Genomic DNA, 19,508 nt, shown 5'->3' with positions numbered 1-19,508 from the left:
GCCATGCGTCCGCATAGATAGCCCGGTACCTTGTGTCCTCGATCGGAAGTGTCCTTGATCGAATCACTGCGTACGTGGGGGTTTTCGGGGTGGCGAGGGTGACGTTCCGCGAGCGGGTGCGGTACTGGTTCGACAACACCATGTCGAAGGGCACGGTCTCACTGATCGGCTGGCTGGCCGTGGTGTCGGTCGGGTTGATCGTGGTGGTCGCCGGGCTCACGCTCTGGCTGGCTCCGGAGGAGCCCGAGGGCGTCGGCGGCCCCGGGCAGGTGATGTGGATCGCGCTCATGCACGCGCTCACGCCGAGCAAGGTCGCCAGCGACAAGGGGTCGCTCGCCTATATGGCGGTGATGTTCGCCGGGTCGCTCGGCGGCATCTTCGTCGTCAGCATGCTCGTCGGCCTGCTGTCCAACGGCCTGAAGCAGAAGGTCGACCGGCTGCGCAGGGGCCGCTCCCGCATCGTCGAGTCCGGCCACACGGTGGTGCTCGGCTGGTCGGACCAGGTGTTCACGATCGTCGCCGAGCTGGCCAAGGCACACGCCAGCCAGCCGGGCTCGGTCATCGCCGTACTGGCCGAACGCGACAAGCTGGCCATGGAGGAGGACATCCGCGAGAACATCGGCGATCTGGGCAGGACCCGCCTGGTCTGCCGCACGGGACGGCCCACCGAGCCGCGTGACCTCAACCTGATGAACCTGGCCGCCGCCCGGTCCGTCGTCGTGCTCTCACCCGACGGCGAGGACCCCGACGCGCACGTCATCAAGATCCTGCTCGCCCTGGCCAAGCGCCAGGGCACCCGGCCGCCGGTGGTCGCCGCCATCGCCGCCAGCCGCAACATCGCCGCGGCCCGCCTGGCCGGCGGCAAGGACGTGCACCTGGTCGACTCCGACGACACCGCCGCCCGGCTCATCGTCCAGTCCTCGCGCCAGTCGGGCATGTCCGTCGTCTGCATGGACCTGCTGAACTTCGACGGCGGCGAGATCTACCTGCGTGCCGGGACGGAGCTGGCGGGCCGCACGTACGGCGACGCGCTGCACGCCTACGAGACGGCCACCGTCATCGGACTGCGCGCCCCCACCGGCGTCGTCCTGAACCCGCCCATGGACACCGTCATCGAGGCCGCCGACCAGATCATCGTCATCGCCCACGACGACTCCGCCATCCGGCTGGCCACCGGCGAGCCCGCCCTCGACGAGAACGCGATCGCCGTCGCCGGCGGCTCGCCGCTCGAAGCCGAGCGCACGCTCCTGCTCAACTGGAACGGCCGGGCCGAACAGATCGTCCACTACCTCGATGCCTACGTGGCCCCCGGCTCCGTCCTGGAGATCGCCGCCGACCACCCCAAGGCCGGGACCGGCCTCGCGGACCTGGCCAACCTCACCGTGAACGTCAAGGAATGCGACACCACGGACCGGTACGCGCTCGAATCCCTGGGCGCCGGCCTCTTCCAGCACGTCATCGTCCTGTCGGACGACCGCTTCAAGCCGCACCACGCCGACACCCGCACGCTCATGACGCTGCTGCAGCTGCGCGACATGCAGAGCGCGAGGGGCGAGCACTACTCGATCGTCAGCGAGATGCACGACGAGAACAACCGCGCGCTGGCGGAGGTGACCGAGGCCGACGACATCGTGATCAGTGACACGGTGATCGGCCTCCTGCTGGCCCAGCTGGCGGAGAACCGCCACCTGGCGGACGTGTTCGGCTACCTGTTCGACTCGCACGGCTCGGAGATCTACCCGCGCCCCGCCGGCTCGTACGTGGCCTCGGGTACGCGGGTCACGTTCGCGACGGTCATAGAGGCGGCGCGCCGCAGAGGCGAGACGGCCATCGGCTACCGCGACAGCTCGGCTCTCAATGTCCCGCCGCACTACGGCATCGTCCTCAACCCGCCGAAGTCCCAGCCCATCGTGCTGAACCGGCAGGACGCGGTGATCGTCCTGGCTGAACGCTGAACCGGGTGACGGCGCGGACGGGTCCGGAAGGCTACGGTTTGGGCGTGAGGACGATTGACTGGGTAGACGGCGCGGTCGAGCTGGTGGATCAGACGCGGCTGCCGGACGAGTGCGTCATGGTGCGGATCGAGACCGTCGCGGAGCTGATCGACGCCATCCGGCGGCTGGCCGTACGCGGGGCGCCCGCGCTCGGCGTGGCCGGGGCGCTCGGCGTCGTGCTGGCGGCCGGCGACCAGGACGCCATAGCCAGGCTGCGCGCGGCCAGGCCCACCGCCGTGAACCTGGCCTGGGGCGTCGACCAGGCCGCCGCGCGCCTGCCCAAGGGGCCGCAGGCCGTGCTCAAGGCCGCGCTGCGGATCCGCGACGACGACATCGCCGCGTGCGAGGCGATGGGCCGGCGCGGTGCCGATCTGCTGGAGGGCGACCGGCTGCGCATCATGACCGTGTGCAACACCGGCGGTCTGGCGGCCGTCGAACGGGGCACCGCGCTCGGCGTCGTCCAGACGCTGCACGAGCGCGGGCGGCTGGCCGAGGTGCTCGCCCTGGAGACCCGCCCCCTGCTGCAGGGCGCCCGGCTCACCACGTGGGAGCTCGGCAGGATGGGCGCGCCGCACCGGCTCGTCGCCGACTCCGCCGGGCCGTACCTGCTGGCCAAGGGGGACATCGACGCGGTGCTCATCGGCGCCGACCGCATTGCCGCCAACGGCGACACCGCCAACAAGATCGGCTCGTACGCGCTGGCGCTCGGCGCGGAACGGGCCGGGGTGCCCTTCATCGTCGTCGCCCCCGAGGCCACCATCGACCCGGCCACCCCCTCGGGCCGGCAGATCGAGATCGAGGACAGAGGCGCCGACGAGATCGTCTCCATCAGGGGCATGCGGGTGGCGCCCGAGGGCACGCGGGCGCTGAACCCGGCGTTCGACGTGACCCCGCACGACCTCATCACCGCGATCGTCACCGAAAAAAGGGTTATCAGCCCCTAAGACGGATAAGCACGCCAAAAAATCCAGATCCACCGACCTTTCCGCGTACTCCGGGCTACGCTCAGTGGTCACATTCCCCTACCCCCGGAGACCACAAGGTGGCCATCGACCTCGTGTCACGGCGTGATTGGCACGCCCGTGCCCCGCACGGTGACTACACACAGCTCGACTCCACCAAAGGAGTAAAGGTCCACTACACGGGCGGCCGGGTCGAGCCGGGCATCGTCGGCGACCACGCGGGCTGCGTGTCGCTGGTGCAGTCCATTCAGGGCTACCACATGGACGGCAACGGCTGGATCGACATCGGCTACTCGTTCGTGGCGTGCCCGCATCGGAAGGTGTTCGAGGGGCGAGGGCTGCACCACTTACCGGCGGCCAACGGGGCCGGGCTCAACTCGGGCCATTACGCCGTGCTCGGCCTGGTCGGCAACGCCGGGCTGGTGGAGCCGCCCGACGGCCTGCTCAACGGCATCCTGGACGCGGTCGATTACGTCCGGGAACGCGGCAGGGCGGGCAAGGAGATCAAGGGACACCGGGACGGCTACTCGACCGACTGCCCGGGCGAGCCCCTCTACGCGTGGGTCAAGCGCGGCGCGCCCCGGCCGGGTGGCGGCGGCGGTGGGCCCGAGGTGCCGACGGCGCCGCCGTTCCCCGGGCGGCTGCTGAAGTACCCGCCGGTCATGCAGGGTGAAGACGTGCGGACGTGGCAGCAGCAGATGAAGGTACGCGGCTGGGAGATCGACGTCGACGGCGCCTACGGCAGCGGCTCACGTGATGTGTGCCGTCGTTTCCAGCGCAGCGTGGACATCGACGACGACGGCGTCGTCGGGCCGACCACCTGGCGGCTGGCCTGGGAGGCACCGCTGCCGTGACAGTGGGGTCGGTCAGGGGCGAACCCGGGGTTCCTCGCCTAACAGGGCAACGCCTACTATCCGAACATGCATCTGGTAGCGGGTTTTCCCCCCACCAACCGGGATGACTGGCGGGCGCTGGCGCTAGAGGTCCTGCGTAAGTCGGGTGTCGAAGCCGGGTCGCCCGAAGAGGCGCTGTCCAGCATCACGTACGACGGGGTGACGCTCGCGCCGCTCTACGACGCCGACGACCTCCCCAAGACGCTGGGGAAGGCCACCGCACGGGACGCCGGGTGGGACGTGCGGCAGCGGCACGCCGTGGCCGACGCCGAGGCCGTACTGGCCGATCTGGAGCACGGTGTCACCTCGCTCTGGCTGGTCCTGGGTGCCGCCGCGATCCCGGTCGGGCGGCTCGCCGACCTGCTGCGGGAGGTCCTTCTGGACCTCGCGCCGATCGTCCTGGAAGCCGGGCCCGAGGCCAGCGAGGCCGCCGAGGCCCTGTTCGGGCTGGCGGCGGAGCGCGGCGTCTCGCCGACGGGCAATCTGGGCGCCTCGATCGGCACGGCCGGCCGGGACACGACGGCCGAGCTGGCGGCGCGGTGCGCGGCGGGCTTCCCCGGGATGCGGGCCGTCCTGCTGGACGCCACGCCGTACCACGACGCGGGCGGGAGCGACGCCGACGAGCTCGGCTGCTCGATCGCGCTGGGCGTCGAGCACCTGCGCGCGCTGACCGGTGCGGGGCTCACCGTCGAGCAGGCGTTCGGGCAGCTGGAGTTCCGTTACGCCGTCACCGACGACCAGTTCGCCGGCATCGCCAAGCTGCGGGCCGCCCGTACGCTCTGGGCGCGGGTGGCCGAGGTGTGCGGGGCGGCGGACGGCGGGCAGCGGCAGCACGCGGTGACGAGTTCCGCCATGATGACGGCCCGCGACCCCTGGGTGAACCTGCTCCGCACCACCATCGCCTGCTTCGCCGCCGGGGTGGGGGGCGCCGACGCGGTGACCGTGCAGCCGTTCGACGCGTGCCTGGGGCTGCCCGACGCGTTCGCCCGGCGGATGGCGCGCAACACGCAGGCGCTGCTGCTGGAGGAGGCCGGGGCCGGCCGGGTGGCCGATCCCGCGGCCGGCTCCTGGTACGTCGAGCGCCGCACCGCCGACCTGGCCGACCGCGCCTGGGCCTGGTTCCAGGAGATCGAGGCCGCCGGGGGGATCACGGCGGCTTCCGGCCTGGTCGCCGGGCGGATCGCGGCGACCAGGGAACGCCGCGCCGACGACATCGCCCACCGGCGCTTCCCGATCACCGGCGTGAGCGAGTTCCCCCACCTCGACGAGAAGCCGCTCCGCCGGAGTCCCGGGGACGGCGGCGCGCCGGCGGGGGAGAGTCCCAGGGATGAGGGCAAGCTCCTGGGGGAGGGGCTGCCGCGGATCCGGTACGCGCGGGAGTTCGAGGAACTGCGGGATCTCGCCGACGCGCAGCCGGAGCGGCCCGTGGTGTTCCTGGCCACCTTCGGACCCGTCGCCGCCCACACGGCCCGCGCCGCGTTCGCCGCGAACCTGTTCCAGGCGGGCGGTCTGGCCACCCAGACCGCCGGGCCGGGGACCGACCCCGACCAGATCGCCACCGCCTTCGCCGTCAGCGGCAGCGACGTGGCCTGCCTGTGCTCCAGCGACAAGATGTACGGCCTGCACGCCGAAGCGGTCGCCGCCGCGCTGAGACGGGCGGGCGCGAGAAAGATCTGGCTGGCGGGGAAGGGGAGCTACGAAGGAGTCGACGACTGCCTCTACGCCGGGTGCGACGCGCTCGCCGTGCTCCGCACGACCTTCGACGACCTGGAGGTGACGCGATGATCCCGGACTTCTCGGCCATCCCGCTGACCGACCCGACCCCCACCGAGCCCACCGAGCCCGCCGAGCCCGCCGCGGGTGCGGCCGAGGTCTGGGAGACGCCCGAGGGGATCGGGGTCAAGCCGGTCTACACGGCCGACGACCTCGACGGGCTGGACTTCCTGCGGACCTATCCGGGCGCCGCGCCGTACCTGCGCGGGCCCTATCCGACCATGTACGTCAACCAGCCCTGGACGATCCGCCAGTACGCGGGCTTCTCCACGGCCGAGGACTCCAACGCCTTCTACCGCCGCAACCTGGCCGCCGGGCAGAAGGGCCTGTCGGTGGCGTTCGACCTGGCCACGCACCGGGGCTACGACTCCGACCATCCGCGGGTCGCCGGTGACGTGGGCATGGCCGGGGTGGCGATCGACTCGATCTATGACATGCGGCAGCTGTTCGACGGGATCCCGCTCGACCGGATGTCGGTGTCGATGACCATGAACGGCGCGGTCCTGCCCGTGCTGGCGCTCTACATCGTGGCGGCCGAGGAGCAGGGGGTGGCGCCCGAGCAGCTGGCCGGGACCATCCAGAACGACATCCTCAAAGAGTTCATGGTCCGCAATACCTACATTTATCCCCCAGGCCCCTCAATGCGCATAATTTCGGATATTTTCGCTTTTACCAGTGAAAAGATGCCGAAGTTCAATTCCATCAGCATCTCCGGCTACCACATCCAGGAGGCCGGGGCCACCTGCGACCTCGAGCTCGCCTACACCCTGGCAGACGGGGTCGAATACCTGCGGGCAGGCGTCGCCGCCGGGATGGACGTCGACAGGTTCGCGCCCAGGCTGTCGTTCTTCTGGTGCATCGGCATGAACGTCTTCATGGAGGTCGCCAAGCTCCGGGCCGCCCGCCTCCTGTGGGCGAACCTCGTTTCCGGATTTAACGCGAAAAATCCGAAATCGCTAAGCCTCCGTACCCACTCCCAGACCTCGGGCTGGTCCCTCACCGCGCAGGACCCCTTCAACAACGTCGCCCGTACGTGCGTCGAGGCCATGGCCGCCACCCAGGGCCACACCCAGTCCCTGCACACCAACGCCCTCGACGAGGCGCTCGCGCTGCCCACCGACTTCTCCGCCCGGATCGCCCGCAACACCCAGCTCCTCCTGCAGCAGGAGTCGGGCACCACCCAGGTGATCGACCCGTGGGGCGGCTCCTACTACGTCGAACGCCTCACCCACGATCTCGCCGAACGCGCCTGGGCCCACATCCAGGAGGTCGAGGCCGCCGGCGGCATGGCCCGCGCCATCGAGGCCGGGCTGCCCAAGCTCCGCATCGAGGAGGCCGCGGCCCGTGCCCAGGCCCGCATCGACTCGGGCCGCCAGCCCGTGATCGGCGTGAACAAGTACCGCACCGACGCCGACGAGCCGATCGAGGTGCTCAAGGTCGACAACAGCGCCGTGCGGGCGCAGCAGCTCGACAAGCTGCGCCGGCTGCGGGCCGAACGCGACGGCGGCGCCGTGACCCGCGCGCTCGACGCCCTGACGAAGGCCGCCGGCGAGCCCGCCCCAGGCCTCGAGCACAACCTGCTCAAACTGGCGGTCGACGCCGCCCGCGCCAAGGCGACCGTGGGCGAGATCTCCGACGCGCTGGAGCGGGTCTTCGGGCGCCACGCGGAGCAGGTCCGTACCATCTCCGGCGTGTATCGCGACGAGGCGGGCCCGGCCGCCAACATCGAGCGGGTACGGCGGGCGAGCGCCGACTTCGAGCGCGCCGAGGGCCGTCGCCCGCGCATCCTGGTGGCCAAGATGGGCCAGGACGGCCACGACCGCGGCCAGAAGGTGATCGCCACCGCGTTCGCCGACCTGGGGTTCGACGTGGACGTCGGCCCGCTGTTCCAGACGCCGGAGGAGGTCGCGCGGCAGGCCGTCGAGGCGGACGTGCACATCGTCGGCGTGTCCTCGCTGGCGGCCGGGCACCTGACGCTGGTGCCCGCGCTCAGGCAGGCCCTGGCGGCGCTGGGCGCGGACGACGTGATGATCGTGGTCGGCGGCGTCGTCCCGCCGGGCGACTTCGACGAGCTGCGCGCGGCCGGCGCCTCGGCGATCTTCCCACCCGGTACGGTGATCGCCGACGCCGCCCTGAACCTGCTGGAGGAGCTCGCGTCCCGCCTGGGACACTGACCCGGTCTCAGCCCATCCGGCCCGGGGCGCACAGGTTCACGGTGATGGCCGCCGTTCGGCGCCTGCGCCAGGTAGACCGCGCCCCGGCCGCCCGTGCCCAGCCGTCCGGTACGGGCCGACCGCGCCGGGGTCCTCCGGCAGGAGCGGTGCCGCGGCCATCGTCAGGGCGTCTCACCCGGGCACAGCGTGACGGAGACGCTCCGCTGCCTGGCCACGGGCGAGGTGATCCGCAGGGTCGCCAGGTGGGTGCCTCCGCTGCCCTTGATTTCGCGGGGCGAGGTCAGGTGCAGCTCGCCGTCCTGCGGGATGAGGGCCGTCGACCGCCACACCGTCCTGCCGTCGATGATCCAGGCGAAGCCGAAGTTCAGCGGCTTGCCCTGGCGCTGGACCAGCCCCGTGAGCGTCACCTGGCCACCGGCGTAGCAGCCGTTGTCGAGCGTGCCGCCGACGCGGACGTACCGGACCTTGAGCTGCCCGCCCGCCACGGACGTGGCCGCCGGGTCCGCGCTGGGAGTGCCGTTCTGGCTCGCGGGGTCCGCGCTCGGCTGGGACGTGCGGGTCTTGTTCGGGCGAGGCGTACGCGTGGGGGAGGCCGCCGACGGGGTCGGCGTGGAGACGCCGGACAGGTTCCTGGTCTTCGGCTGCGGCGTCGAAGGGGTCAGCCACACGATCGCCGCGCCCAGCGCCAGCACCGAGATGCCGGAGGCGCCCGCGATGGCGACGGTCTTCGCGCGCCGCCGCCGGGGCCGCGCCTTACCGCCGCCCCCGGCCGCCTGCGGGCTCACCTGAGTGGCGCCCTGGTCCGGCCCGGCACCATACCCGCCCTGGTCCGGCCCGGCCGGATACCCGCCCTGGTCCGGCGCGCCACCGTACCCGGAGGGGTCCGCACCGTACCCAGGCTGGTCCGGTGGCGGCGGCGTGGGCCGGGACTGGCCGCCGAGCAGGTGCAGCAGCACGTCCTGCATGGACGGGCGTTGGGCCGGATCCTTGGCCAGGCAGCTCAGCACCACCGAACGCAGCGGCTCCGGCAGCTCACCCACCTGGGGTTCGCTGTGCACGATGCGGTTGATCACCGCCGGCAGCGAGTCGTCGCCGAACGGCGGCACCCCCGACGCCGCGTACACGATCACCGACGCCCACGCGAACACGTCCGCCTGAGCCCCCACCACCTGCCCCGCCAGCTGCTCCGGCGCCATGTAGGCGGGCGTGCCGACGATGCTGCTCGTCGAGGTCACCCCGGAGACCAGCGCGCGGGCGATGCCGAAGTCGATGACGCGCGGGCCGTCCCGCCCGAGCAGGACGTTCGACGGCGTGAAGTCGCGGTGCACGACGCCCGCCTGGTGGATGGCGGCCAGCGCGGTCGCCGTCGCGACCGCGAGCCGCTGCAGCCGCGCCCCGCTGTGCCGGCCCGCGTGCTGCAGGGACGGCCCGTCCACGTACTCGGTCACGATGTACGGCCGGCCCGAGGTCGACGCGTCGAGCACTTGCGCGATGCAGAACGGCTCCACCCGCCGCGCGGCGGCGATCTCCTTGGCGAAGCGGTCGTCGCCCGCGATGTCCTCGCGGAGCACCTTGATCGCGACCGGCGCCCCGTTACGCGCCTGACCGAGGTAGACCACGCCCTGACCGCCCGCGCCCAGCCGTCCGACGAGCCGGTAACGCCCCACCGCCGCCGGGTCGCCCGCTCGTAGGGGTTCGACATTGGGCATAGGCGGAGTGACTCCTGTGACAGCTGAGAATAGACGTCCAGCACCCTAGCGCCAAAAGTCAGGATCTGTCGGAAGTTAAGCTGACCAAGCTGGAGAAAGGAGGGCGAGTGCGCTCGCTGGAGGACTATGCCCGTGGGGTGCGCGAGGGCTCGCGTACCTGGATCGCCCGCGCGATCACACTCGTGGAGTCGACCAGGGCGGACCACATCGCGCTCGCCCAGCGGCTGCTGGTCGAGCTCACTCCGCTGTCCGGCGGGGCCACGCGGGTGGGCGTCTCGGGGGTGCCCGGTGTGGGCAAGTCGACCTTCATCGACGCCCTCGGCACCACGCTGACCGGCCAGGGCCACAAGGTCGCCGTCCTGGCCGTGGACCCCTCCTCCACCAGGACCGGCGGAAGCATCCTGGGTGACAAGACCCGCATGACCCGCCTGTCGATGGACCCCGCCGCCTTCATCCGGCCCTCGCCCACCTCGGGCACGCTGGGCGGCGTGGCCAAGGCGACCAGGGAGGCCATGGTCGTGGTGGAGGCGGGCGGGTTCGACGTGGTGCTCGTCGAGACCGTGGGCGTCGGCCAGTCGGAGACGGCGGTGGCCGACATGGTCGACACGTTCCTGCTGCTCAGCCTGGCGCGTACCGGTGACCAGCTGCAGGGCATCAAGAAGGGCGTGCTGGAGCTGGCCGACGTCATCGCGGTCAACAAGGCGGACGGCGAGCACGAGCCCGCGGCGCGCAAGGCGGCGCGGGAGCTCGCGGGGGCGCTGCGCATGCTGCGTTCCGACAGCGTGCCACCGCCCGTCCTCACGTGCAGCGGCCTCACGGGCGCGGGGCTCGACGAGCTGTGGGGGAAGGTGCTGGCCCACCAGAAGTCGCTGGACCTGGCCGCCAAGCGCCGCCGCCAGCAGGTGCAGTGGACGTGGACGCTGGTGCGCGACCGGCTGCTCACCGAGCTCCGGAACGCGCCGGAGGTGGCGGCGATCGCGGCGGAGGTCGAGCGGGACGTCCTCGCGGGCACCCTCACCCCCGCCCTCGCCGCCGACCGTCTCCTGTCCGCCTTCGAGCGCCCGCGCCGGTGACCGGCTCAGGACGTTCGACGTACGCGTGATGGCCGTCACGATGTCGTCGGCCATCGACAACATGTTCGGCTACTGGGTGACCTATCCCGACCACGACCTCGACGCACACGCCAGAGAGCTGGCCGACCTATTCGAGAGGGCCGTCAAATGAAGACCGAGCCGAGGACTGCCACGCGGCTCTTCGCCATCGACAACCTGCGCGTCGTGCTGACCGCGCTGGTCGTCGTCCACCATGTCGCGGTCACGTACGGAAACATCCCGCTCTGGTTCTACACCGAGCCCGCCAAGGACCCCTCGGGGGTCGCGCTGGACATCCTCGTGGTGTTCGACCAGGCGTTCTTCATGGGCTTCTTCTTCCTGATCTCCGGTTTCTTCACGCCCGGCTCCTACGACCGCAAGGGCGGCCGGTCGTTCCTGCGGGACCGCCTGATCCGGCTGGGCATCCCGCTGCTGGCCTTCCTGCTCCTGCTGCGTCCGCTGGTGACGATCGGCTCCTACCGGTCCGACTACGCCTCGATGCCGTACTGGCAGTTCTACATCGGGTCGTGGGATCCGGGGCCGATGTGGTTCGCCGAGGTGCTGATCGTGTTCGCCGCCCTCTACGCGCTGTGGCGGCGCTTCAGCGCGCCGGTCGAGACGCCGTTCGGGGTGCGGCACGCGGGGTTGCGGGCGCGCTGGATCGTGCTGTTCACCGTCGCCCTGTCGGTGGCCACCACGCTGTGGCGCGTCCCGGTGCCCGTCGGCTCCTACGTGCCGGTGCTGGGGCTGCCCACGCCGTACTTCCTGCCGCAGTACGCGGCCATGTTCGTGGTCGGCCTCATCGCCTTCAGACGCGGCTGGTTCCTGACCCTGCCCGCCAAGGCCGGGCCGCTCGGGTTCGCCGTCGCGGCCCTGGTGAGCGTCGTGCTCCTGCCGCTCTCGAAGCTCACCACGGGCGCGCTGTCGACCGCCGTGATCGCCACCTGGGAGTCGGCCTTCGCCGTCAGCCTGATCATCGGGCTCACGGTGATCTTCAGGGAGCGCTTCAACGACCAGGGGCCGCGCGGCAAGTGGCTGTCGGCCCAGGCGTTCACCGTGTACATCATCCACCCGGTGGTCCTGGTCGCGATCGGCTACGCGCTGAGCGGGCTCCAGGCGATCGCGGTCGTCAAGTTCGCCGTCGCGGCCGTCATCGCGCTGCCGCTCTGCTGGGGGCTGGCCTACCTCGTACGATCGCTGCCGGGCGCCAAGCGGGTGCTGTGAGCGTCGCGATGCCTGAAGATCACGTGTAGAACGCGTCGAGTGTGTCGCCGTAGCGCTCCTCGACGGCCTTGCGCTTGACCTTCAGGCTCGGCGTGAGCTCGCCCGTCTCCACCGCGAAGTCCGCCGCCAGGATCGCGAACTTCTTGACCGTCGCGTAGCTGGCCTGGTCGGCGTTGACCTGCTTGACCGCGCTCTCGACCTCGGCGCGCATGCGCGGGTGCTCGCGCAGCTGCTCGGGGTCGAGGGGCAGCCCCTCGGCCTCGGCCCAGGGCTTGACGACCTCCATGTCGAGCGTCACCAGCGCCGTGACGTAGTTGCGCCGGTCGCCGTGGATGAAGACGTGGGACAGGTACGGGCAGGTGGCCTTGATGCGGCCCTCCAGGTAGGTGGGGGCCACGTACTTGCCGCCCGAGGTCTTGATCAGCTCCTTCTTGCGATCGGTGATGACCAGCCGCCCGGCCTGGTCGAGCTCGCCGATGTCGCCGGTGTGCAGCCAGCCGTCGAACAGCGTCTCAGCCGTCTCCTCCGGCAGGCCGTGATAGCCGCGCATGATGCCGCGCCCGCTGATCAGGATCTCCCCGTCGTCGGCGATCCGCACCCGGGTGCCGGGGAACGGCGGCCCGACCGTGCCGAACCTCACCGAGTCCGGCCGGTTGAGGAAGCTGCCGGCCGACGACTCGGTCAGCCCGTAGCCTTCGAGGATGGTCAGGCCCGCCGCGTCGAAGAACTCGGCGATGTCCTGGTCGAGCGGTGCCGAGCCGGAGATGAAGTAGCGGATCCGGCCGCCGAACCGTTCCCGCAGCTTGGCGAACACCAGCCGGTCGGCCAGCCCGTACTCCAGGCGGACGGTGAGCGGGATCGCGGCGCCGCGCCGGCGGGCCTTGCTGACGCGGACGCCCGTCTTCCTGGCCCAGGCGAAGATGCGCGCCTTGACGCCGCCCTCGCGCAGCACCGTGGACGCCACGGTGTTGTGGATCTTCTCGAAGATGCGCGGCGCGGCGGCCATGATGGTCGGCTTGAGCGCGCCGAGATTGTCGGCGATGCGGTCGAGGCGGCCGTCGATCGCCGTGGCCACGCCGATGTCGATCATCACCACCTCCAGCAGCTTGCCGAACGAGTGCGACAGCGGCAGCCAGAGGAAGTGCAGGTCGTCTTCGGAGATCAGCTCGATCTTGCGGACCGCGTCGGCGGCGTACAGCCAGTTGTCGTGGGTCAGCTCCACGCCCTTGGGGCGGCCGGTCGTGCCGGAGGTGTAGATGAGCGTGGCCAGGTCGTGCTCGCCGATGGCGTCGACCATCGCGTCGTACTCGGCCCGGGCGGTGTCGCTTGATGCGCCGGTGCTCAGGGAGTCGAGCGTGACCACCCAGCCGTCGTCGGCGGGCGCGCCGTCGATGACGACCACCTGCGTGACGTCCGGCAGTTCCTTCTGTACGGACCGCAGCTTGGCCACCTGGTCGTCGTTCTCGGCGACGACGATCGTGCTGCCGGAGTCGGTGATGACGAAGGCCGACTCGGCGGCAGTGTTGGACGGGTAGATCGTGGTGGTCGCGGCCCCGGTGGACAGCACGGCCAGGTCGGTGAGCACCCATTCGAGCCGGGTGGAGCAGAGGATCGACACACGGGTGCCCGGACCGGCGCCCAGGGCGGCCAGGCCGAGCGTGAGCCCGCGCACGCGTTCGCCGACCTCGCGCCAGGACAGTGAGGTCCAGCCGTCGTCCGACGGCACCAGATAGGCCGCCGCGTCGGGGGTGGCCGCGATCCGGTCGCGCAGCAGGGCGGGGATGCTGGACATGCCTGACCTCCTGGTGGGGACGTTGCTGCCGACTCTAGGTGCCGTCCCCCGTGTCAGTCGATGCCTGATCGTCAGCCGCGCCGCCGTACGCCGCCGCGCGGGCGGGCCGTGCCGACCAGGCGCGCGGTCCGCACCTCCCACGCGCCGCAGGCGCAGCGCAGGTAGGACACCACGCCCTCGGAGGTCATGTGCGAGGAGACGACGGCGAGAGCCAGCAGATCGTGGAGGTCTCTGGAATGCATGACTCCAGCCTGATGTAATGGTCTTATGCATTTCAATGCTTACGGAGGCAACGGTGCCGCCCTGGCGGCCGCCCTCGTCAACGGCACCGACTTCCGGCCGGAGGCGGTCGAGGCGATGCTCGCGGAGCACGCCATGCTCCGCCCGCAGGTCACGCCCGAGCAGGCGGCCGAGCTGGCGGAGTGGCGGCACCGCCTCGCCCCGCTCTTCGGCGAGCGGGATCAGGACACCCAGATCAAGCTGATCAACGACCTGCTCGACATCACCGCGTCCAAGCCCTACGTGAGCGCGCACGACGGCCGCGAGCCGCACCTGCACTTCTTCTCCGTGGACGCCGACATCGTCAGCAGGGCGAAGGACACCACCGCGGGCGGGCTGGCCATGGCCATCTCGTTCTCCGACGGGCGCCGGCTCGGCCGGTGCGACCGGCCGGGGTGCGAGACGGTCTATGTCGACACCTCGCGCAACGGACGCCGCCGGTTCTGCTCGCTGGCCTGCGCCAACCGGGTGAACGTGGCGGCTCATCGGGCCAAGGGCCTTGCCGGATAATTGCCTTGCCGGATGATTTCCGGCCGGGTACAGTCCACTGCGACGTATCGCCGAGCCCTGGGGGCAGTTGACGTGAGGGTCTGAGGTCGCGGGCACCGCACCTGGCCGATTCCTTCGGCGTACGATCCTCTGGGCATACGATCCTTTGCCGTATTCGGCTGCCGTCAGCAGGCGTCGTATTCAGCGGTGTTTCCCGCCAAGTCACAAAATTTCGATCTTTGTGATGGGAGCCACCTCATGTCTCTTTCCATCGTCGTCGACGGCGTGTCCTTCGCCTGGTCCGACGGCACCCCTGTGCTCGACGGCCTCGACGCCGCCTTCCCGGCCGGGCGCACCGGCCTGATCGGGGCCAACGGCTCCGGCAAGTCCACCCTGCTCAGGATCATCGCCGGCGAGCTGGTCCCGCGTACCGGATCCGTCTCGGTCGTGGGAGAGGTGGGCTACCTGCCGCAGAACCTCTCCCTGAAGGCCGCCCGTACCGTGTCCGACCTGCTCGGCGTCAGCGCGGTCCGCGCGGCGCTGCACGCCATCGAGGCGGGTGACGTCGCCGAGGAGCACTTCGCGGCCGTCGGCGACGACTGGGACGTGGAGGAGCGCGCGCGGGCCGAGCTGGACCGGCTCGGCCTCGGCCACGTGGAGCTCGACCGTACGGTCGCCACGCTGTCGGGCGGTGAGACCGTCATGGTCGCGCTGGCCGCCCGGTTCCTCAAGCGGCCCGACGTGCTGCTGCTCGACGAGCCCACCAACAACCTCGACCTCGACGCGCGGCGGCGGCTCTACGCTGCGGTCGCCGCCTGGCCGGGCGTGATGGTGGTCGTCAGTCACGACCGCGCGCTGCTGGAGCTCGTCGACCACATCGCCGACCTGCGCGAGGGCGCCGTCCGCCGCTTCGGCGGCAACCTGGGCGACTACGAGGAGATCCTCGCCGCCGAGCAGGAGGTCGCCGAACGCGGCGTCCGGGTCGCCGAGGCCGACGTAAAGCGGCAGCGGCGCGAGCTGGTCGAGGCCCGCACCAGGCTCGACCGGCGCCGGCGTTACGGCGAGAAGATGTACGCCAACAAGCGCGAACCGAAGATCATCATGCAGGCGCGCAAGCGCCAGGCCCAGGTGTCGGCGGGCAAGTACCGCAACATGCACACCGAGAAGCTGGAGGAGGCCCGTGACCGGCTGACCGAGGCCGAGCAGGCGGTCCGCGACGACGCGGAGATCCGCATCGACCTGCCGGGCACCGCGGTGCCTGCCGGCCGCGTCGTCCTGGAACTCCCGCTGTCCCGTACGACGCGTGACCCCGACCAGGCGGACAGCCGGGTGCTGAAGGAGCTGGTCGTGCGCGGGCCCGAGCGGATCGCGTTGCTCGGCCCCAACGGGTCCGGCAAGACCACCCTGCTGCGGCGCATCACCGAACACGGGGCGAACGTCCCGGTCCGCTACCTGGCGCAGCGGCTCGACCTGCTCGACGACTCGCTGAGCGTGCTCGACAACGTCCGCGCGCTGGCGCCGTCCGCGCCGGTGAACGAGGTGCGCGCCCGCCTGGCGCGGTTCCTGTTCCGGGGCGATCGGGTGGCGCGGCCGGTGGGCACGCTGTCGGGCGGCGAGCGGTTCCGCGCGACCCTGGCGGCGTTGCTGTCGGCGGAGCCGCCGCCGCAGCTGCTCCTGCTCGACGAGCCGACCAACAATCTCGACATGCCCAGCGTCCGCCAGCTGGCGCAGGCGCTCACCGCGTACCGGGGTGCGCTGATCGTGGCCAGCCACGATCTGCCCTTCCTGGACATGCTCGGTTTGACCAGGTGGCTGCGGCAGGACCGCGAGGAGGGACTGACCGAATCGTAATTGACGGGTAGGGATCAATCCGGCGATAGTGTGGCACGTGGCTGCCCCTCGCTTGATCTGTTCCACGCTCGCGCTCGCGACGCTCACACTGGCCGCGTGCTCCGCCGCGCCCCAGCGGCCGAGCGGAGGCGAGGCCAGCGTGAGCGGCGTCGGCGGCGGCACCGGCTCGATCGTCGCGAACTCCGGTCCCGCCACCCCGCAGAGCAGCGGCCCGACCGGGCCGGCCGCGCTGACCGCCGAGGCGTACAAGAGCGAGCTGGGCACCAAGCACAAGGCCATGCTCGACGCGATCAACGCCATGGCCGGCGCCCGTACCGTCAAGACGCTCGACCAGCGCGTGCAGAGCGCCCAGGAGAAGCTGCTGGGCGCCGCCAACGAGCTGGCCGCCATCGCGCCGCCCCAGGAGGTACGCGCCCAGCACGACGCGTACGTGGCCAGCCTGCGCGACTTCGCCACCCAGCTCGGCGCCACGGCGGGCAAGGTCGGCAGCCGTAGCCTGTGCACCTCGTCGGCCGTGCTGACCGACCTGGGCGACCGGCTCGACTCGCTCGACCAGGCGGGCGAGGCGCTGCAGGGCGCCGGCGGCTATCCGGCCGACGTGGTCACGGTCAAGGCCAAGGGCAAGCAGTCAAGGCGGCTCGGCAACGGCCACTATCTCCGCAAGACCAGCATGACGGGCCGCAGTTCGCTGCAGATCGACAACGGCGGCACCCGGGACGCGGTCGTCACCGTCCTGAAGGGCAAGTCCACGGCGTTCAGCGTGTACGTGCGCAAGAAGGCGAAGTTCAAGGTCAGGGGCGTGCGCGACGGCAGCTACAAGATCTTCTTCACGCACGGCGTGGACTGGGACGGCAAGAGCAAGTCGTTCACCCGTGAGTGCAGTTTCGAGCGGTTCCAGAAGACGGTGAAGTTCAAGACCACGTTCACCGCCACGCAGATCCGCTGGCACGACTGGCGGGTCACGCTGCACGCCATCTCCGGCGGCAACGCCCGCACCTCCGACGTGGATCCGGAGCAGTTCCCGCACTGACGGGCCGTCCTGATGGGCCGGGGCCGCGCACTTTGAGTGGGAGTACGCGGCCCGCTGGATCGGGGGAGCAGACCTGATCAGGCCGGAACCGGATCAGGTCGAGACCAGATCAGGCCGAGACCGGATCAGGTCGAGAACAGCATGCCCACCCAGCTGCGCTGGCCGCGGTGGTGGCCGTAGTGGCCGCCATGAGGAGCGCCGTGGGGGGCGCCCCAGGCCGGGCCCGGCGCCGGCGGCGGAGCGGCGTGGTACTGCGACTCCATCCGGGTCAGCGTCTCGAGCTCGCCGTAGTCGAGGAAGATCCCCCGGCAGTTGTCGCACTGCTCGATGTGGACGCCATTACGCTCATATGTCCGCATATTGCCGCGGCACTTCGGGCACTGCATTTCACGCTCTCCTAGGCTGGGAGTTTAGGGAAGAACCTACCGCGCGAAACACCGTCACGCTCGGACGATTCTGTTGCACGACTCGACCAACGAATGCTCCACCTCGTCCAGTTCCCGACGCTCCCGGAAGGCGTTGAGGACCGCCACGGCGGCCAGTTGCACGGTCAGCGCCCGGGCGGGAAGGTCCAGCCGTTGCCACGGGTCGTCGCCCCGGCCGAGGGCGGGCCCGCCGGAGGCGAGGTAGGCGCCCAGGAATCGCTCCCAGACGGCCGGGTCGAGCAGCCCGGCGGCGTACCACGCGGCCGGTCTGGCCAGGTCCCAGGCGGGGTCGCCGACGCCCAGGTCGTCGACGTCGATGAGCAGCCAGCGGTCGCGGCAGACGAGCTGGCCCAGGTGCCAGTCGCCGTGGGTGAGCAGTCCGGGGCCCGGCTCGGGCTCGGGGAGTTCGCTGAACGCCCGGCGTACGAGCTGCTCGACGGGACCGTCGCCGGGCATCCGCCGCACCGCGCGGGCGGCCCGAGCCGGCCCTCCGGCCGCGGGCAGCGGCGGTAACAGCGTCAGGGGTACGGCGTGTAACCGGGCGAGCAGCCTGGCCCCCTCCTCCCAGGGCGCGGCGTCAGGGGCGTCCTGGGAGACCGGCCGGCCCGCAGGCCACACGGTGACGGCACGGCCCGCCACGGTCAGCACCTCGGGGTTCAGCGGCGCCAGCATCAGGCCGCTGAGCGCCGCCGACGCGGCCGCGCGCAGCCTCGGCCGCAGCGACTCCACCTCGTCGCGCGCCGAGTGCGCCTTCACCACCACCTCGCCCCGGCGCAGGACCACCACGTCGGTACGTGTCGGGTGGCGCACGAGGTCGCCCGTGCCGCCATAAGCGCCGGCGATCCCCGCCAGCTCCTCCTCCAGAGCCACTCGTACAGACTAGGGGGCATGAGAGTAGGTTTCGCCGTGCCCCAGTCCGGGCCGTGGGCCACGCCGGGCAACATGCGTCGTGTCGCCGCCCGCGCCGAGGAGCTGGGATATCACGAGCTCTGGACCTTCCAGCGGGTGCTCTATCCGGTGGGGCATCCGATGGGACCGACATATCGCAGCGTGCACGACCCGCTCGTCACGCTCGCCTATCTGGCGGGGGTGACCAGCACGATCCGGCTGGGCGTGGCGATCGTCAACGCCTTCGTCCAGCCGGTGCCGCTGGCCAAGCAGCTCGCGACGCTGCAGAACGTCTCCCTGGGCAGGCTGACGGCCGGGCTCGGGCTGGGGTGGCTGCGGGAGGAGTTCGAGGCGGCGGGGGTCGGCTTCGAGCACCGGGGGCGCAGGGGCGAGGAGTTCGTCCAGGTGCTGCGCAAGGCGTGGCAGGACGAGGTGGTCGAGCACCACGGGGAGTTCTACCAGGTGCCGCGCTCCCACATCGACCCCAAGCCGGCGCCGGTGCCGCCCATCCTGCTGGGCGGCACCGCCGACGTCGCGCTCCGCCGGGCCGGGCGGCTCGCGGACGGCTGGATCAGTTCGAGCCGGGAGGACCTGTCGGCGGTCGCCGGGCGGATCGAGCTGATCAAGTCGGCGGCCGTGGCGGCGGGCCGCCGCGACGCCGACGCGTTCCGCTTCGTCTGCCGGGGCGTGACCCGCGTACGCCCGGAAGGGGCTGCGGATCGGCAGCCACTGACGGGCACCTACGAGCAGATCAGGGCCGACGTCGGCGAACTGGCGGCTCAGGGCGTGACGGAGGTCTTCCACGACCTGAACTTCGACCCGCAGATCGTCACCTCCGACGCCAAGGAGGCGATGCGCCGCGCGGAGGAGGCGCTGGAGGCCCTGGCACCCTCGGCTTAGCGCTTGGCTGTTCCTGGCACAGTGGGCGCACGCC

At 71.2% G+C, this 19,508-nt stretch carries 17 protein-coding genes; 12 read left to right on the top strand and 5 right to left on the bottom strand.

Translation table 11 applies throughout. From position 1 onward, the window contains the following. Window positions 1–89 precede the first annotated feature (89 nt). The 5 genes from LDL49_RS14445 to scpA all read left to right on the top strand — a co-directional run bounded on the left by LDL49_RS14445 (window position 90) and on the right by scpA (window position 7,796). On the top strand, window positions 90–1,955 hold the full coding sequence (locus LDL49_RS14445) for a CASTOR/POLLUX-related putative ion channel (RefSeq protein WP_225291541.1): 1,866 nt from the start codon (window positions 90–92) through the stop codon (window positions 1,953–1,955). A 44-nt stretch (window positions 1,956–1,999) separates the two neighbouring features. After that, on the top strand, window positions 2,000–2,938 hold the full coding sequence (mtnA, locus tag LDL49_RS14440; RefSeq protein ID WP_225291540.1) for an S-methyl-5-thioribose-1-phosphate isomerase: 939 nt from the start codon (window positions 2,000–2,002) through the stop codon (window positions 2,936–2,938). A 113-nt stretch (window positions 2,939–3,051) separates the two neighbouring features. Beyond that, a complete protein-coding gene (locus tag LDL49_RS58350; RefSeq protein ID WP_225291539.1) occupies window positions 3,052–3,810 on the top strand; it encodes a peptidoglycan recognition protein family protein in 759 nt (252 codons plus the stop codon). A 66-nt stretch (window positions 3,811–3,876) separates the two neighbouring features. Beyond that, a complete protein-coding gene (locus LDL49_RS14430) occupies window positions 3,877–5,634 on the top strand; it encodes a methylmalonyl-CoA mutase subunit beta (RefSeq protein ID WP_225291538.1) in 1,758 nt (585 codons plus the stop codon). Further along, the gene (gene scpA / locus LDL49_RS14425) at window positions 5,631–7,796 is read left to right on the top strand and encodes a methylmalonyl-CoA mutase (protein WP_225291537.1); all 2,166 of its coding nucleotides are present in this window, start codon (window positions 5,631–5,633) and stop codon (window positions 7,794–7,796) included. Before LDL49_RS14430 ends, scpA begins: the two co-directional genes overlap by 4 nt. A 161-nt stretch (window positions 7,797–7,957) precedes the next feature. Here the strand turns inward: scpA and LDL49_RS14420 are convergent, their stop codons facing one another. Continuing rightward, window positions 7,958–9,505, bottom strand: coding sequence for a serine/threonine protein kinase (locus LDL49_RS14420; RefSeq protein WP_225291536.1), 1,548 nt, complete (start codon window positions 9,503–9,505; stop codon window positions 7,958–7,960). 107 nt (window positions 9,506–9,612) lie between these two features. Here LDL49_RS14420 and meaB point away from each other — a divergent pair, with 107 nt between their 5' ends. The 3 genes from meaB to LDL49_RS14405 are packed head-to-tail and all read left to right on the top strand — an operon-like array spanning window position 9,613 to window position 11,820. Then, complete coding sequence (meaB, locus tag LDL49_RS14415) at window positions 9,613–10,578, top strand: methylmalonyl Co-A mutase-associated GTPase MeaB (RefSeq protein ID WP_225291535.1); 966 nt, start codon at window positions 9,613–9,615, stop codon at window positions 10,576–10,578. A gap of 28 nt (window positions 10,579–10,606) precedes the next feature. After that, window positions 10,607–10,729, top strand: coding sequence for a hypothetical protein (locus LDL49_RS14410; RefSeq protein ID WP_308016120.1), 123 nt, complete (start codon window positions 10,607–10,609; stop codon window positions 10,727–10,729). Beyond that, a complete protein-coding gene (locus LDL49_RS14405; protein WP_225291534.1) occupies window positions 10,726–11,820 on the top strand; it encodes an acyltransferase family protein in 1,095 nt (364 codons plus the stop codon). Before LDL49_RS14410 ends, LDL49_RS14405 begins: the two co-directional genes overlap by 4 nt. Before the next feature lie 19 nt (window positions 11,821–11,839). Here LDL49_RS14405 and LDL49_RS14400 read toward each other — a convergent pair whose 3' ends face one another. Then, window positions 11,840–13,612 (bottom strand): AMP-dependent synthetase/ligase, encoded by a 1,773-nt coding sequence (locus LDL49_RS14400; RefSeq protein ID WP_225291533.1) that lies wholly within the window; start codon window positions 13,610–13,612, stop codon window positions 11,840–11,842. Window positions 13,613–13,683: 71 nt separating this feature from the next. Continuing rightward, entirely contained in the window at window positions 13,684–13,854 is a 171-nt protein-coding gene (locus LDL49_RS14395; RefSeq protein ID WP_225291532.1) for a hypothetical protein, read from the bottom strand. 25 nt (window positions 13,855–13,879) lie between these two features. Here LDL49_RS14395 and LDL49_RS14390 point away from each other — a divergent pair, with 25 nt between their 5' ends. The 3 genes from LDL49_RS14390 (at window position 13,880) to LDL49_RS14380 (ending at window position 17,261) form a co-directional block, all read left to right on the top strand. Beyond that, on the top strand, window positions 13,880–14,401 hold the full coding sequence (locus LDL49_RS14390; RefSeq protein WP_225291531.1) for a CGNR zinc finger domain-containing protein: 522 nt from the start codon (window positions 13,880–13,882) through the stop codon (window positions 14,399–14,401). Between the two features lie 237 nt (window positions 14,402–14,638). After that, a complete protein-coding gene (locus LDL49_RS14385) occupies window positions 14,639–16,231 on the top strand; it encodes an ABC-F family ATP-binding cassette domain-containing protein (protein ID WP_225291530.1) in 1,593 nt (530 codons plus the stop codon). 37 nt (window positions 16,232–16,268) lie between these two features. After that, window positions 16,269–17,261, top strand: coding sequence for a hypothetical protein (locus tag LDL49_RS14380; RefSeq protein WP_225291529.1), 993 nt, complete (start codon window positions 16,269–16,271; stop codon window positions 17,259–17,261). 125 nt (window positions 17,262–17,386) lie between these two features. Here the strand turns inward: LDL49_RS14380 and LDL49_RS14375 are convergent, their stop codons facing one another. Both LDL49_RS14375 and LDL49_RS14370 read right to left on the bottom strand, forming a co-directional pair. Next, on the bottom strand, window positions 17,387–17,647 hold the full coding sequence (locus LDL49_RS14375; RefSeq protein ID WP_214641807.1) for a TFIIB-type zinc ribbon-containing protein: 261 nt from the start codon (window positions 17,645–17,647) through the stop codon (window positions 17,387–17,389). A 54-nt stretch (window positions 17,648–17,701) separates the two neighbouring features. After that, window positions 17,702–18,556 (bottom strand): phosphotransferase, encoded by an 855-nt coding sequence (locus LDL49_RS14370; RefSeq protein ID WP_225291528.1) that lies wholly within the window; start codon window positions 18,554–18,556, stop codon window positions 17,702–17,704. Between the two features lie 18 nt (window positions 18,557–18,574). Here LDL49_RS14370 and LDL49_RS14365 point away from each other — a divergent pair, with 18 nt between their 5' ends. Beyond that, window positions 18,575–19,474, top strand: coding sequence for a TIGR03619 family F420-dependent LLM class oxidoreductase (locus LDL49_RS14365; protein ID WP_225291527.1), 900 nt, complete (start codon window positions 18,575–18,577; stop codon window positions 19,472–19,474). The last annotated feature ends 34 nt before the right edge of the window (window positions 19,475–19,508 follow it).

Origin of the sequence: Nonomuraea aurantiaca, from assembly GCF_020215705.1 — a bacterium.
GTDB lineage: Bacteria > Actinomycetota > Actinomycetes > Streptosporangiales > Streptosporangiaceae > Nonomuraea > Nonomuraea aurantiaca.
The sequence above is the reverse complement of the archived record's forward strand: the minus strand, read 5'-3'. Positions and strand labels throughout refer to the sequence as shown.

What these genes read in the sequence shown, in the direction of transcription:
- LDL49_RS14430 (WP_225291538.1), top strand. Translation starts at nt 3,877, where the DNA reads ATGCATCTGGTAGCGGGTTTTCCCCCCACCAACCGGGATGACTGGCGG.
- scpA (WP_225291537.1), top strand. Translation starts at nt 5,631, where the DNA reads ATGATCCCGGACTTCTCGGCCATCCCGCTGACCGACCCGACCCCCACC.
- LDL49_RS14420 (WP_225291536.1), bottom strand. Translation starts at nt 9,505, where the DNA reads ATGCCCAATGTCGAACCCCTACGAGCGGGCGACCCGGCGGCGGTGGGG.
- LDL49_RS14410 (WP_308016120.1), top strand. Translation starts at nt 10,607, where the DNA reads ATGGCCGTCACGATGTCGTCGGCCATCGACAACATGTTCGGCTACTGG.
- LDL49_RS14405 (WP_225291534.1), top strand. Translation starts at nt 10,726, where the DNA reads ATGAAGACCGAGCCGAGGACTGCCACGCGGCTCTTCGCCATCGACAAC.
- LDL49_RS14400 (WP_225291533.1), bottom strand. Translation starts at nt 13,612, where the DNA reads ATGTCCAGCATCCCCGCCCTGCTGCGCGACCGGATCGCGGCCACCCCC.
- LDL49_RS14395 (WP_225291532.1), bottom strand. Translation starts at nt 13,854, where the DNA reads ATGCATTCCAGAGACCTCCACGATCTGCTGGCTCTCGCCGTCGTCTCC.
- LDL49_RS14390 (WP_225291531.1), top strand. Translation starts at nt 13,880, where the DNA reads ATGCATTTCAATGCTTACGGAGGCAACGGTGCCGCCCTGGCGGCCGCC.
- LDL49_RS14385 (WP_225291530.1), top strand. Translation starts at nt 14,639, where the DNA reads ATGTCTCTTTCCATCGTCGTCGACGGCGTGTCCTTCGCCTGGTCCGAC.
- LDL49_RS14375 (WP_214641807.1), bottom strand. Translation starts at nt 17,647, where the DNA reads ATGCAGTGCCCGAAGTGCCGCGGCAATATGCGGACATATGAGCGTAAT.
- LDL49_RS14365 (WP_225291527.1), top strand. Translation starts at nt 18,575, where the DNA reads ATGAGAGTAGGTTTCGCCGTGCCCCAGTCCGGGCCGTGGGCCACGCCG.